The 15,059-nt window shown below is 39.5% G+C and carries 13 protein-coding genes and 1 pseudogene; 7 read left to right on the forward strand and 7 right to left on the reverse strand.

The window, feature by feature from the left end:
- Positions 1-230: 230 nt before the first annotated feature.
- The 3 genes from A9J31_RS09600 to A9J31_RS09610 all read left to right on the forward strand — a co-directional run bounded on the left by A9J31_RS09600 (position 231) and on the right by A9J31_RS09610 (position 5,032).
- Positions 231-3,062: a ribonucleoside-diphosphate reductase subunit alpha gene (locus tag A9J31_RS09600; protein WP_067764722.1), complete on the forward strand. Its 2,832-nt coding sequence runs from the start codon at positions 231-233 to the stop codon at positions 3,060-3,062.
- 415 nt (positions 3,063-3,477) lie between these two features.
- Complete coding sequence (locus tag A9J31_RS15905; RefSeq protein ID WP_257232760.1) at positions 3,478-3,606, forward strand: hypothetical protein; 129 nt, start codon at positions 3,478-3,480, stop codon at positions 3,604-3,606.
- A 142-nt stretch (positions 3,607-3,748) separates the two neighbouring features.
- Positions 3,749-5,032 carry a ribonucleotide-diphosphate reductase subunit beta gene (locus tag A9J31_RS09610; RefSeq protein WP_067764737.1) on the forward strand — a complete coding sequence of 428 codons (1,284 nt, stop codon included), beginning with the start codon at positions 3,749-3,751 and terminating at the stop codon, positions 5,030-5,032.
- A gap of 249 nt (positions 5,033-5,281) precedes the next feature.
- Here A9J31_RS09610 and A9J31_RS09615 read toward each other — a convergent pair whose 3' ends face one another.
- Positions 5,282-6,166, reverse strand: a complete 885-nt coding sequence (locus A9J31_RS09615; protein WP_067764740.1) for an alpha/beta fold hydrolase — start codon at positions 6,164-6,166, stop codon at positions 5,282-5,284.
- Between the two features lie 59 nt (positions 6,167-6,225).
- Between A9J31_RS09615 and A9J31_RS09620 the strand changes: the two genes are divergently transcribed.
- The 3 genes from A9J31_RS09620 (at position 6,226) to A9J31_RS09630 (ending at position 8,450) form a co-directional block, all read left to right on the forward strand.
- On the forward strand, positions 6,226-6,849 hold the full coding sequence (locus A9J31_RS09620) for a TetR/AcrR family transcriptional regulator (protein WP_067764742.1): 624 nt from the start codon (positions 6,226-6,228) through the stop codon (positions 6,847-6,849).
- 310 nt (positions 6,850-7,159) lie between these two features.
- On the forward strand, positions 7,160-7,768 hold the full coding sequence (locus A9J31_RS09625) for a DUF805 domain-containing protein (protein WP_067764751.1): 609 nt from the start codon (positions 7,160-7,162) through the stop codon (positions 7,766-7,768).
- 82 nt (positions 7,769-7,850) lie between these two features.
- Complete coding sequence (locus A9J31_RS09630; protein WP_067764757.1) at positions 7,851-8,450, forward strand: DUF805 domain-containing protein; 600 nt, start codon at positions 7,851-7,853, stop codon at positions 8,448-8,450.
- Positions 8,451-8,490: 40 nt separating this feature from the next.
- Here A9J31_RS09630 and A9J31_RS15765 read toward each other — a convergent pair whose 3' ends face one another.
- The 3 genes and pseudogenes from A9J31_RS15765 to A9J31_RS09645 form a co-directional block, all read right to left on the reverse strand.
- Positions 8,491-8,904, reverse strand: coding sequence for a TM2 domain-containing protein (locus tag A9J31_RS15765; RefSeq protein ID WP_213029713.1), 414 nt, complete (start codon positions 8,902-8,904; stop codon positions 8,491-8,493).
- Between the two features lie 96 nt (positions 8,905-9,000).
- Positions 9,001-10,165: pseudogene (locus A9J31_RS09640) on the reverse strand (low temperature requirement protein A).
- Positions 10,166-10,341: 176 nt separating this feature from the next.
- Complete coding sequence (locus A9J31_RS09645; protein ID WP_067764766.1) at positions 10,342-11,013, reverse strand: HAD-IA family hydrolase; 672 nt, start codon at positions 11,011-11,013, stop codon at positions 10,342-10,344.
- Between the two features lie 94 nt (positions 11,014-11,107).
- On the opposite strand from A9J31_RS09645, the gene A9J31_RS09650 reads away from it, so the two are divergent.
- Positions 11,108-11,878 carry a hydroxymethylpyrimidine/phosphomethylpyrimidine kinase gene (locus A9J31_RS09650; RefSeq protein ID WP_067764781.1) on the forward strand — a complete coding sequence of 257 codons (771 nt, stop codon included), beginning with the start codon at positions 11,108-11,110 and terminating at the stop codon, positions 11,876-11,878.
- Between the two features lie 84 nt (positions 11,879-11,962).
- Here A9J31_RS09650 and A9J31_RS09655 read toward each other — a convergent pair whose 3' ends face one another.
- From A9J31_RS09655 to A9J31_RS15870, 3 genes are all read right to left on the reverse strand, one after another.
- Entirely contained in the window at positions 11,963-13,015 is a 1,053-nt protein-coding gene (locus A9J31_RS09655; RefSeq protein ID WP_067764798.1) for a DUF1176 domain-containing protein, read from the reverse strand.
- Positions 13,016-13,139: 124 nt separating this feature from the next.
- Positions 13,140-13,715, reverse strand: a complete 576-nt coding sequence (locus A9J31_RS15865) for a GAF domain-containing protein (protein ID WP_245668221.1) — start codon at positions 13,713-13,715, stop codon at positions 13,140-13,142.
- 74 nt (positions 13,716-13,789) lie between these two features.
- Positions 13,790-15,013 (reverse strand): AI-2E family transporter, encoded by a 1,224-nt coding sequence (locus tag A9J31_RS15870; RefSeq protein WP_245668222.1) that lies wholly within the window; start codon positions 15,011-15,013, stop codon positions 13,790-13,792.
- Between the last annotated feature and the right edge of the window lie 46 nt (positions 15,014-15,059).

The following is a 15,059-nucleotide window of genomic DNA, read 5'->3' on the forward strand; positions in this document are numbered from 1 at the left end:
ACAACAAAGATAAAAAACAGGGATTTTGACGCAACGGAAAGCTGTTCAAACTGACCAAACTTTTTAGATGAATGTCAATATTGATCTACCCTAAATTTTCCCGTATCTTGTGTTCAATTAATTTTAAACCACTAGGTCTTGTGTTTAAACCTCAAACACTGTGGCATAGTTTTTGCCCAGTTCAAACGGTCCATAACATAAAAATAGATGACAAATGGAGCTATGCTAGCATGAGCGTAACGAATTCAACCCCTGGTCAAATTCAGGTGATTAAACGCACCGGTGACGTTGCACCTTTTGACGCGGAAAAAATATCTGTCGCAATTGGTAAAGCATTTTTGGCCGTTGAAGGCCAGCAAAGCGCTGACTCCAGCCGTATTCACGACCGTATTTCTCAATTAACTGAAATGGTATTGAATACTTTTAACCGCCGTTTACCTTCTGGCGGTACAATCCATATTGAAGAAATTCAGGATCAGGTTGAACTTGCGCTTATGCGTACAGGTGAGCAAAAAGTTGCTCGCTCTTACGTGATTTACCGTGAGCAACGTGCTGAAGCGCGTAAACAAACAGGTGCAAATCACCACCCTACACTTCAAGTGACTGGTTCAAATGGTCAACTTAAACCACTTGATCTTGGTGCTTTAGAAGCAAGCATTGCGAAAGCTGCTGAAGGCTTAGAAGGTATCGATGTTCAAGCGATCATCGATGAAACTGTAAAAAACCTTTACAACGGCGTAAAAGAGTCTGACATCTCTACAACCATGATGATGGCAACTCGTACCCGTATCGAACAAGAACCTAACTACACCTATGTGACTGCACGCTTACTTCGTAACGACCTTGTTGCAACCGGTTTAGAATTCTTAGGCTTAGCTGCTGACACCAATGAAGCAGATGCACTTGAAACTTTCTTGAAGAAAGGTATCGAGTTAGATCTTCTTTCTCCAGACTTATTAAACTTTGACCTTGCAAAATTGGCTGCGGCGATTCAACCAGAACGCTCTAACCAATTTACTTACTTAGGTCTACAAACATTATTTGACCGTTACTTCATCCACTCGGATGGCGTACGTTTCGAATTACCGCAATTGTTCTTCATGCGTGTTTCGATGGGTCTTTCGCTAAATGAACAAGATAAAGAAGCTCGTGCAATCGAGTTCTACAATTTGTTATCTAGCTTCGACTACATGGCATCTACACCAACACTATTTAACTCAGGTACTTTACGTCCACAGTTATCTAGCTGCTACTTAACTACAATTGCCGATGACCTTTACAACATTTATGGCGCAATGCGTGATAACGCAATGTTGTCTAAATGGGCAGGCGGTTTAGGTAATGACTGGACACCTGTTCGTGCATTGAACTCTTATATCAAAGGCACAAACGGTAAGTCTCAAGGTGTTGTACCTTTCCTTAAAGTTGCCAACGATACTGCCGTTGCAGTAAACCAAGGTGGTAAACGTAAAGGTGCAGTATGTGCATACCTAGAAACTTGGCACTTGGACATTGAAGAATTCCTAGAGCTTCGTAAAAACACGGGTGATGACCGTCGTCGTACGCATGACATGAACACAGCAAACTGGGTTCCTGACTTATTTATGCAACGTGTGTTTGAAGATGCTGAATGGACACTATTCACACCATCTGAAACACCTGACCTGCATGACTTAACAGGTAGCGAGTTTGCAGAACGCTATGCTTACTACGAAGGCATTGCGAAAGAAACCAACATGCTTCATAAGAAAATCCGTGCAAAAGATTTATGGCGCAAAATGCTTTCTATGTTGTTCGAAACTGGTCACCCTTGGATCACATTTAAAGACGTATGTAACTTACGTTCTCCACAGCAACACGTGGGCGTTGTTCACTCATCGAACTTGTGTACTGAGATCACACTCAATACAAACCAAGACGAAATCGCGGTATGTAACTTAGGTTCGATCAACCTTGTACAACACGTTCAAGGCGGCGTACTAGATCGTGAAAAACTTGCGCGTACAGTAAAAACTGCTGTTCGTATGCTCGATAACGTGATTGACATTAACTACTACGCTGTTCCTCAAGCGCGTAATTCGAACTTGAAACACCGTCCAGTTGGTATGGGCATCATGGGCTTCCAAGATGCACTATATGAAATGAAGATGGCTTACGGTTCTGATGCTGCTGTAGAGTTTGCAGACGAATCTATGGAAGTGATTTCTTACTACGCAATTCAAACGTCTAGCGACCTTGCAATTGAACGTGGTACTTACGAAACATTTAAAGGTTCATTGTGGGATCAAGGTATCTTACCAATCGACTCTTTAGACATCGTTGCGAAGTCTCGTCCAGACCGTATGTTCGAAGTTGACCGTACACAACGTTTAGACTGGGACACTTTACGTGCCAAAGTTCAAAAAGACGGTATGCGTAACTCAAACGTAATGGCGATTGCTCCGACTGCAACCATTTCGAACATTTGTGGTGTGTCTCAATCAATCGAGCCAACATTCCAAAATTTGTATGTGAAATCTAACCTTTCTGGTGAATTCACAGTGATCAACCCTTACCTAGTTCGCGCATTGAAAGACCGTGGTCTTTGGGACTCTGTAATGGTAAATGACCTGAAACACTTCGAAGGTTCGGTACAAAAAATTGCACGTATTCCTGAAGAGCTTAAAGCAATCTTCGCGACTGCGTTCGAAGTTGAGCCACGTTGGATTGTTGATGCTGCATCGCGTCGTCAAAAATGGATCGACCAAGCTCAGTCTCTTAACCTTTACATCTCTGGTGCAAACGGTAAGAAACTAGATATGACTTACAAAATGGCGTGGTTACGTGGTCTTAAGACGACTTATTACCTACGCGCATTGGGTGCTACATCTGCTGAAAAATCAACCATTAACACTGGCGCATTAAACGCAGTGAAACCAACAACAGTTGCCGCACCTGTTGCTGCGGTTGCAAAAGAAGAACCTAAAGCTGAAGTTGCTGCTGAAGAAGAAGGTTTTGGTCAAGCGGCTCCAGTGCCAATGGCATGTTCAATTGACAACCCTGATTGTGAAGCTTGTCAATAATTAACTAAAGGTATCGAAATCAGAAATTAGGCTACTCACGTGGCCTCTCTGAAAATCTCTATAACGTTGGCCGCGTATAGCGTAATTATTCTGAAAGGAACGATTATGAAAAAAAGAAAAGATATCTTTGGAAGAAAAATTGATTTAACCACTGAAGAACGTAAGTCTCTTCAAGCGGTTGTAAGTTTTACAATAACAATACTGTGGGCATTGAGATTCAGAGATTCTTATGTAGCACATGTTTTGTTGAAGTGTATTAGTTTAATTTGCTCAAAAATATTCAAATTAATTAAAACACTATGGGATATATGTATTTTGACAGCTATACCATACTTGGTATTTAAGCTATCAATTTACTTACAAAATATAGCTAATCCGTTCATTTAAATGGATTAGCAATAATTAGGAAACCTCCATGCCACATATGACGCATAACTATCAGTTAGGGTTAATTGCCTTGGTGGTTTCCTTTATTTTGACTTTTTATGTCCCGATTGCCTATTTCTGGTTTAAGGCATATAAAACGCGTAATCAAAATAAGTAGTGGGGATATTTGCTCTACCGAATAAAATTAGAGCATCCATCGACAAAACTTGATTTTGCTTACTCAAATTGAGCGTATAGTAGGACATCTCAGCGCGACTGGATGTCTATAAAAGATATAAAGCAACGTAGAGAGAATTGATATGTCTATCCTAAGTTGGGACGATTTCGAAGATGATGAACCGAAACAAGCTGCACAAGCTAACCAGCCTGCGCCCGTCGAACCGAAGAAAACGACTGATTCGCAAGTGGTATCTCATGCACAGCACTCATCGCCGAATTTGGCAGCTGCACAACCCACTCGAACCAATTCAAGTCGAGCAACAGATCCAACCGATCCGTTGGCAAGAGCATCTAACGCCTTAGAAAATCTAGATGTTGCACCTGGCTTAGAAGAGCTTGAAATGGGTGCTCAGCGTGTTCAAGTTGATGATAAAGCGATGATCAACTGCCGCGCCGACTTAAACCAACTTGTACCATTCAAATACGAATGGGCTTGGCAAAAGTACCTAGACGGATGTGCAAACCACTGGATGCCTCAAGAAGTCAACATGACTCAAGACATCGCATTGTGGAAGTCTGAAAATGGTTTAACTGAAGATGAACGTACTATTGTAATGCGTTCACTTGGTTTCTTCTCGACTGCTGACTCATTGGTTGCAAATAACTTGGTTCTTGCAATCTACCGTCACATTACTAACCCAGAATGCCGTCAGTACATTTTGCGTCAGTCTTTTGAAGAAGCGATTCACACACACGCTTACCAATACTGTATCGAATCTTTAGGTATGGATGAAGGCGAAGTCTTCAACATGTATCGTGAAATTCCATCAGTTGCCCGTAAAGCGGCTTGGGGTCTGAAATATACTCAGTCTTTAAGTGATCCTACTTTCAAAACAGGTACACCTGAAACTGACCAAATCTTGCTTCGCAACTTGATCGCTTTCTACTGCGTGCTTGAAGGTATCTTCTTCTACTGTGGTTTCAGCCAAATCTTGTCTATGGGTCGCCGTAATAAGATGAATGGTGTTGCCGAGCAATTCCAATACATCCTACGTGATGAGTCTATGCACTTGAACTTTGGTATCGACATGATTAACCAAATCAAGATTGAGAACCCTCACCTATGGACTGCTGAGTTCCAAGAAGAAATCGTTCAGATGATTCTTGAAGGTACAATGCTTGAAATTGAATACGCACGTGACACTATGCCACGCGGTGTATTGGGTATGAATGCAGCGATGATGGAAGAATACTTGAAGTTCATCTGTAACCGTCGTTTAAGCCAATTAGGCTTACCTGAACAATTTGCTGGTGTGAATAACCCATTCCAGTGGATGTCAGAAATGATGGACTTGCGTAAAGAGAAGAACTTCTTCGAAACTCGCGTAACTGACTACCAAACTGGTGGCGCGTTAAGCTGGTAATAATTTACTCAGTAACGTCATGCGACTCATTGTTTGTCATTTACGACTCATAGTTTGTCATTAGACGACACATAAGTTGTCATAGAAAAAATCCCATTCAGCATGAATGGGATTTTTTTAAAGTATTAACCTATTGCTCTTAAAAGATTTTCATAGTGTTTATTATATTAATTTTAGGAAAATTAAAGAGCTTCAATAGTGGAAACAACAACTCTTTGATTTTTTGCTCGTACACAAGGAACTAAAAAATTAATTAGTGGTAAGAAATGAAGACAAAAAAGTTTTTATTTCTTTTTCTACTCTGCTTGGCTGTTCCCAAGGAGTCCAGTGTCCACAATCCTCAAGTTCAATCACATGTGGATTAGGAATAATTTCTTTATATCTTTGTGCCATATGTTCACCAGAATTAGGATCTCTTTTTCCATTGATGAGTAGCATAGGAATTTGACTGTTGATCAACGCACCTACCAATCTATCTCGATGTTTAAATCTTTCAAAAATCGCACGATTCAATTGAACTAAACTTTTCTTTCCTTCATTAATATTTAATAGTTGATACCATTGTTGTAAATCTAGATGGCTCGGCTGAGTCTTTTGATCAAACATATTTTTCATGTTTTTTGAGAAAACACGAAAAGATAAAAACGTTGTAATAATATGCCCAACAAAAGAAGCCATAAGTTTTTGGATAAGGCGAGGACGATAAACTTCAGGAAATAAACTACCATTCATAAAAACAGATGATTTAATCTGAAATGATAAAAGCTTCTTCTGTTGTCGGTCGAGTAATTCCTGGATGATGCCAACGCCCAAATCATGTCCTATCAAATGAATATTCTGTAGCTGTAATTCTTCAAGTAAAGAAATGCATTGATCCGCATGACCTTGGACAGAATATACATATCTATTGGGTTTATCTGAAAATCCTAACCCAAGTAAATCTATAGCAACTAATTGATAATCATCTTTTAAAGTATCCCAAATTTTTGCCCAATCAAATGAACTCGTGGGATAGCCATGAATGAGGAAAATGGTTGGGCTATCTGGTTTAGGTGAAAACTTATAGAAAATTTTATAATTCTTAAAAGCTGAGTAATTTCCTTGTTGCTCCCAAGTCTGTAATGTGTGTTTCATTATTTTTCCTTCTTTTGTTAGACTTACACTGTAAGTTAGATTATAAGGTAACCATTTTTATGTCAAATCAAACTGAGAATCAGAAAAAATCAAAAGTAAATTTGTCCAAAGATTTGATCATTCAAACTGCTTTAGGGATGATTGAAGAACAGGGAATAGAAGGTTTCAGTTTGCGTAAACTTGCTCAAAAGCTAAATTGTGAAGCGATGAGTATTTACTATCATATGAAGAATAAAGAACAAATTCTTGATCAAATTGTCGATTTTTTAATTTCAAAAATTATGTTTCAAAACCTAATAGAAGATCCAAAAGAACAATTAATTCATATAGCAAAACAATGGAGAACATTAGCTAAGGAATATCCAAAATTTTTTCCGATCTTAGCTGTACATCCATTAAATACAGATATTGGATATAAATTTTTGAATAGTATTTTATTAGTTTTTAAAAATGCAAACCTAGCGGTAAAAGATGCTAGTTACTTTCTAAGAATTTTAAATTACTACTTAATCGGAATGGGGATTGATGAAGCGAAAGGATATCAGCTTGCAAATCACAGCCTAAAATTAGACGCATATCCTTTATTGGATGACGCTAAATCATACTGGACAGAAAAAGATCAAGAGAAAATTTTTGAGTTAGGTTTAAATATGCTCCTTGCAAATATGTTACATATGAATTGAACGGAAAATGACACAGTTTGAGTCGTTTTAAACCCATAATGACATCAGTTGAGTCGTAGTATGATGTCATATGATTCGTTAGAAGAATTAAGATGCTGATTTGATTATTATACTAATGACAAGCTATGTGTCGTTTGACGAGTAAAATGCAAAAAAAGCGGAACCAATGTGTTCCGCTTTTTTATATAAAAAGAATCTCAATACAACAGCTTAAAAAGATATTTTGTTTGAATTTTAAACAAATCTGCTATGATAAATCAGTAAAAAATACATCATTTTCAAAATAACGCACATAATAATAGAGGTAAAAATGAAAGGTCAAATTCTAGATTATTCAATTCAAACCAATTTAGGCATTATCACCGCCGATGACCAAAAGCGTTATGAATTTACAGGGGCAGAATGGCGAGGACAAAATACGCCAAAACGTGGTGATCATGTTGACTTCGACATTAATCCTGAAGGAAAAGCGGTACAGGTATTTACTGCCTTAAGCAGTTCAAATCCAATCTACAACTTAACCGAACAGCTTGATAAAATATCAAACCAAGACCAAGCAGAGTCACAATTTAATATGATTGATTGGTTTGTAAAATGCCTTAAAAACTATGCCAATTTCACAGGCCGTGCACGTCGTAAAGAGTTTTGGTTTTTTACGCTAGTGCAATTCATCATACTCATCATCGCTCAAATCATTGATTCTGTCATCGGAACCGAGTTTGTACTTTATGCCCTCATCGTATTGGCATTATTAATTCCGAGTTTAGCTGTTTCTGTACGTCGTCTACATGACTTAAGCAAATCAGGCTGGTGGTATCTCATTGCGTTAATTCCCCTGATTGGTGCAATCATCCTTATTATCTGGTTTGCTACCGAAACAAAAGCTGAAGTCAATCAATGGGGACAACCTGCAAAATAGCTAAAAAATATAGAGAGGTGTTCACACTCACCTCTTCATTAAAATGTAAATTTAATTTTTAACACCATAACTTGAGAATAATATGAAGGGTCAAATATTAGATTTTTCAATTCAAACTAATACAGGCATTATTAGTGCTGAAGACCAAAAACACTACTCGTTCACTGGTGCTGATTGGCATGCTCAAAGGCCTCCTATGCGAGGCGACACTGTTGACTTTGCAATAGATGAAACTGGCCAAGCTGTGCAAGTTTATATTGCGTTACAGCAAAATTCGTTTCAGCACAATGCTCAACCCAATTTTAGCGAAGAAGAGGAAAATTACGATTTCTTTGCGTGGTCTTTTAAACCACTCAAGCAATTTGCTGTTTTTGAAGGTCGATCTCGTCGCAAAGAGTTTTGGTACTTTTGGTTATTTTGTATGTTAGTCACTGTCCTTGCTTCCGTTTGTGATTATATTATTGGTAGTGACCCTTGGCTAGAAAATATCTCAAGCTTAATTTTATTGGTTCCAAGTTTAGCAGTTGGCGCACGACGCTTACATGACACTGGACGTTCTGGTTGGTGGCAACTTTTAATGTTAACCATTATTGGTTTTATTCCGCTTATTATCTGGTGGGCAACCGATACCAAAGCGGAAAATAATCAATGGGGACAACCCGCTCGTGATCTTCAAATATAAAAAGGCGCTTCAAGCGCCTTTTACATTTTCAAGATTCAATTTAGCCATATTTGCGTGCAAAGTCTTCATCAGATGTACATAGATAAATAATGAACTCAATAAAAGCGACAATTGAAGGAATAAATGTCCAACAAAATAACAGGTAAACAATACCCCAACCTATTCGCCCTAAATAAAACTTGTGAATCCCGAAACCGCCGAGAAAAAAAGCCAAAATTGCTGCCACAATGCGACTCTTTTGACCATATTGTGTTCCCAACGCAGAAGGTACAGCAACTAAATAAATATTTGTAGCTTGCCCAATTCCATTCGTCTCAAAATCAACAAATTGCCCGCGTGCTGGAGCATTTTGGCCTTTCCAATCACTCCCCGTAAAGTGGTAACGATTTTGATCATCACCACTAATTACCCCCGTATTGCTTTGGACGGAAAAATCCAATATTTGCCCTTTCATACAACCATCCTCTCGTTATTCTCTTTTTCTATTGTCTTTATCGTAAGTATTTAAAATAACACAAAGACATATTAATTAAATTATATCATTAGCTTATCATGCTAAATAACATTTAGAAAACATCAATCGCAGTGCATAGACCACAGCCATCGCAAAAATGGCATAGCCTGCTGGCTTAAGCAATAATGGGATACACAGCACTATCACGACAGTTAAAGGATAGAGAATTTTTTTCCATCCATGCTGGTGATGTAACTCATGCAATAAATACAAACTGGTGGTATAGAGTATTAAACTAATCGCCACAAAGTAGCTTTCTTTTTCCGAACTAATCATCGCTTCATGAGAAACCACATCGACTGCCGCGGCCAAACCTGCACCAATCGCAGCAATACTAATAAAGACAAAGAAATGCCCATAACCCCATGTGAAAGCCATTTTTCTGCTGTTCAGTCGCTCTGCGATACTAGTATCGAAGTACGACCACCACATAGTGAACATCATCATCAAACCACCCACCATCAGAAAAATGAGTTCAGTACTAAAGCGTTGATTATTTAGCGCATCAGCCATTGCCAATGAGCAACCGACAATAGACTCACCTAACACGATAATCGTCAGCAATGAATAGCGTTCTGAAATATGATGCGCATGCCATGGCGTCATATTGTGGGATTCAGCAAAAATCGGTACACAGTTCAGCAATAGCAAGTAAAACAAATAAATAAACACTAAAATGAATGGGCGAAAAATGGAAAAATAGCCATCCAATTTGAACAAGGATGATGCCAAAGGCATAACGTAGTGCTGTTTTACGACGTGCTGTATCACTTCTCGCAACACGAAACCACTGTGTCACCAAGCCTAGACGCATGATGGCGTAACCAATAATAATTACATCAAAATCTTGCTGCTGAAATGCACTCGGTATGCCCGCTGCTATTACCAATGAACCAATGATCTGCACAAAGGTGAGAATTCGATAAAGTGCATCATCATTATCATAAGCCGATGCAAACCAACTAAAATTCATCCATGCCCACTACAAAGCAAAAAAGACCATGCCATATAGTGTTAGACCCTGTGCCAAATGATTTTCAATAATGGCGTGATGTAATTGTTGCCCTGCTGTCACAATGGCAACCACAAAGATTAAATCGAACAGTAATTCTAATGAAGTCGCGACACGGTGTTTTTCATGCGGGTCGCGTGGAAAAAGTGGTTTTAGCCATTCTTGGGGTAATTGCAGAGACTTAGACATGCATTATCAGCTTTGTTGTTTTATGTCTGAATTTTTTCAAAAGCATGATATAGATACAAGGCTGTTTACAAAACTTTATGCTGCTCTTTTCTTACATCTAATGAAATATAAATTTCGAGTGAAGTTATAAATAGTTTTATGTAAATAGCGACCTAAGCCGCTATCCATAAGAATGTTCAAGATACCTTGGCTTGATTTAAGACTGCGACCATATCTGGTAAATCACTAAATGTATGAATAATTTTGGCAGGCGCGGCATGTTGAATCTCTTCACTACTACCATAACCATAGCTCACAGCAATACCCTGAATTTGATTGCGGCGCGCACCTAAAATGTCATATTCACGGTCACCAACCATCACACATTCAGCAGCATGAAGCTGTTCTTGCTGCAAAATATATTCAATCAAATCACCTTTATTGGTACGTTCACCATTCAGCTCACTACCATAAATTGCCTTAAAATATTGGGCTAAATCAAAATGTTCCAATATTTGGCGGGCATAAACCGTTGGCTTTGCTGTTGCAACATACAAATGGAAACCTTGCTGCGTTAATTGCGCTAAAGTTTCAGCGACACCCACATAGACTTTATTTTCATATAAACCTGTCACAGCAAACCGTTCACGGTAACCTTGTAAAGCTTGATCAGCCAACACATCAGACACGTCCACGTTCAAAAGTTTAGCTAAAGATGCTTTAAGAGGCGGGCCAATAATCCAGTCAATATTCAGATCTTCAGCTATAGGATGCCCAATTTTTTCCAGGCCATAACGCGCCGAAGTAGTAATCCCAACTTTAGGATCGGTTAATGTTCCATCTAGATCGATCAATATATTCTTAATCACAGACTACACCCTATTCACTTCAGCAAAAAGACTATCGAGTGTTGACCCGATTTTGCCTATACTATCGCAAATTTAATATTTTAAGGACATCATTGTGCGCCCTACAGTACTTTGCTTTTCTGGTCTTGATCCATCAGGTGGTGCTGGCCTCCAAGCCGATATTGAAGCAATCGGTCAAAGTGGTGCACATGCCGCAATTGCCTGTACCGCATTAACCGTTCAAAATTCACAGCAGGTCTTTTCTTTTGAAGCGACACCTCGTGAATTATTGCTCGCTCAAGCCAATGCTGTGGTCGGTGATCTGCCTATTCGCACTGTAAAATCAGGCATGTTAGGAACCACTGATAATATTGCTGCACTTGCTGATTTTCTTCGTGAACATACCGAGTATAGTTATGTGCTCGACCCTGTATTAGTCGCAAATAGTGGTGGTTCATTGGGAGACCAAGCAACCCTTGTGAAAGCTTTCATTGAGTTGATTCCACTGGCAACAATTATTACTCCAAATACAGTTGAACTGAGAGCTTTAACTGGAGAACAAGATATTCAAGTAGCAACTGCTAAGCTATTTGAAATGGGAGCGAAAGCAATATTGGTCAAAGGCGGTCATGAAGATACCCCTGACTACATTCAAAATAGTTTATATATGAATGGCGAGCTTGTTTCTGAAACGCGTTGTCCGCGTTTAGCAGGTGAATATCATGGATCAGGCTGCTCCTTAGCCAGCTTTATTGCAGGTCGTTTGGCCCAAGGGGATGCATTAAAAACAGCAGTTCATCATGCTGAAACATGGTTATTTGGTGTGTTGAAAAATGCCGAATCCCCTGTCGAAGGTGGACAAAAAATGCCGAAACGATTTGGATAATCTATTCATGTAAAGTCATATTTAAAGTCAAAGCCCTAAATTCATTTAGGGCTTTTTTTATTCTCATGACAGCTGATTATTCAGCTAAGAGCTAAGCTGAACACGGTAAATGAGTGTTGGAATATCCCACGCACCGCCAGCAAATCCACGACACATTTCGGTACGTGCTTGATAGGTTTTAATAAAGCGCTTGCCCGTCCAAGACCATTCTTCCACACTGTTACAATCACCAATACCACGACCACGTTGATTTGAAAAAATTTGACCTTCACTAAAACTACTACCAGTCCCTGTGACCATTTGCTTAACTTGCTTCAACTGGCGATCCATCACCCAATAGCCATTGCCAACATTATAAGCACCCCGCCAACATGGAACTTCAACCACGGCATATTGACTGTTTAAAGGAAAGACCACGACACGATCATCCGCTGAAAAGTTCGTATCAAAGACCAAAGGACAATCTTCTGCTGTTGTTGTATGCTTAATTTGCTTGAATATTTGTTTTGAGGTTGCGGAATGAATTAAGTGCCGCGCTTGCAAACCCTTTACATAGCTATTTATATTCACTTTGGGAATATTTTTTGGCTTTAAAACTTGATCAGAAGAAGCTGTGCTTTTACGTAATAAGGCAGAATTTGTCCCTATACGCTTTTGAAAGTCATCCATTCTCAGCAGTACTGCACTTGCACCATCGACAGATAAAGCCCAAGTAAACTTATTCCATTTCCACAGAATTGGCTCTTTACCCTGCAAGGCTTGTATTAATTTCTGAGTTTGAGCAATGCTTAACTGACCTTCATCTGTTTTGCTGTCTATTTTGACAAAACCAAACGATTGTCCCGCTATAAAAAGTTGTAATTGTTTTAGCTCTCGACCAAAAGCTTCACGATCAATTTTAACACGCGCACTGACCTGTGCTTGTGCCCCAGCCGCACGTTGCAGTAACACTGAAATACTATGGCTTTGATTATCTGCTTGATAACCTGCTACACGACAAGTCCCAGTATTATCACAGGCAATCTCCCAATCCTTATGGGAAAAATAATTACCCTGTATCTGAGCATGGCTCAAAACACTGCCGAATGCCGCTGCTAGGCCAAACAGGCATTGCCATATGAAATTATTATTTTTCATGCCCTTGGCTCAAATTTTATAACCTCTTCCATGGTAAAACTGTTTGCCTATAAACACCAGCAGAAAAGTTATTTTTGCGATGTCGGGCTTAGCTATCTCTAGACTGCTGTAAAGCCTCTAGCTTTTAGCGGCGCAATTTTTCATTGCTCAATGTCTGCATTAAATCGGCAGCCAAACCTTTGAGTAAGTTCATATCATCTTCAGTCATGCTTTGTGGTTCACGATCTAGCACGCAAAAACTTCCCAAGGCAATTCCATCACTATTGCGTAAAGCAACCCCCGCATAAAATCGAATACGATTATGTAATAACTCAGGTAAGTGAGCGAAACGAGGATCTCGTTGTAAATCGTGAATGATTAAGCTTTCATTTTGATACACCAAATGGCTGCAAATCGCATCATGCTTCGATTGGCGTACCTGCATCGGTTGATCACTCGCTTTAGCCAACAAACTCCCCGGTGTATAGACCCAGTCTTCTTTAACCCATGAGATTTGTGCATATTTCACATCAAAAGCTTGTCGTGCCTCTTCAATATATTGCTCAAACAATGGCAAATTACGTTCATCCAATACATTTAAATCCTGCAAAGCTTTCAAGCGTATAGCTTCTTCCTTAGGATCAGGCTCATCTAACCACAATTCACCTTGTCTCATTTGTAAGGCATCTATACTGAGCAATAAGTCATTCAGATTATTCACTACTGCATCCACATCAAACTTGGCTTTGATTTCATCTAATTGCTGAATATCGGCACAACTCCATAACGCGATAATCAGTTTTTATCGGGATATTGACGGCGAATGATATGGCTTAATAACCGAATTTGCGCCTCAGGTGCCGTGTGGAAAATTGAGATGCATACGATCTGAATGCTGTCACTCATTTTGACAAAATTAGCCTGTTGACTTTGAATTAACACTTCATCAAATGCTTGTGCAGCAACTCCGCGCACATTTAAACCATGCGCCAACATTGAAGAAACTTGCACGTCTATTTCCCAACGCGCGCCGGCACAATAGACTTCAGCTTCAGCACTACTCGGCTTAAATGGATAAGCGTGCTGGAATTGTTGATTAAACAGTTTTAGACCTTGATGTAGGCTCAATCGATGCTCTGCACTGGCCTCGGTATTATGACCTTTTGAAAAAATGCGTATCGCTGGGATCGCCACTTGATCGTAAAAGGCATTAATACGGCGCACCTTTAGCTCTTCTGTGGCATTTTTCAGCAATTTCTCATCGATAAATCCCTGCGCGACATCCATTGCATCTTGTACGTCATCGGCAACTAAACGCTGATAAAAACGCTCATAAGGAGTTAATGCCGGTGCATTACCAATTAATATTCTAAAGAAGCCTAAAGATGGCACATAATTCGAAAGCACCAATAAACATGCGGTGAGTGGCGTTGATAGAATCAGACCAATTGGTCCCCACAATGTAGTCCAAAAAGTTGCTGCCAAAATAATTGCTAAGGTAGAAAGTCCCGTACTTTCACCATATAACCAAGGTTCAATAATATTATTACTAATAAGTTCGAGTAATAAAATTAAACCAACTGTCCACAGCACCATATTCCATGTCGGATCAACTGCAAATGCTAGGGTAATTGGAAAAATTGCTGAAATCATCGGGCCGACATAAGGCACAAAACGCATCACAATCGCAACCATTCCCCACATGATTGCAGCAGGCACACCAATAAGCCACAACCCCAATGCCATCGGAATGCCATAGGTGACATTCACCATCAATTGCATCCGTAAATAGGTTCCGATGCGATTAGCTGCCTCATCTAGAGCGTCTGTGCCGATATTTAAGTTACCACCGAGCAATTTTAGAAAACGGTCATGCAGGTCTTTTCGATTGACCAAAATTAGAATCACAAACAGAAAAACAATACCGGCTGTAGCTAAAGGACTGAGTACTTTATCACTCCACGCCATTGCTGCTTCTGCGTTAGTTTGCTCTTGCCCGACCACTTTGACTTTTTGCACACCAGGTTCTTTTTCCTCTGGAACTGCTTTATCAATCGAAGTTTCT

It is taken from the genome of Acinetobacter gandensis (assembly GCF_001678755.1).
Taxonomy (GTDB): Bacteria; Pseudomonadota; Gammaproteobacteria; order Pseudomonadales; family Moraxellaceae; genus Acinetobacter; species Acinetobacter gandensis.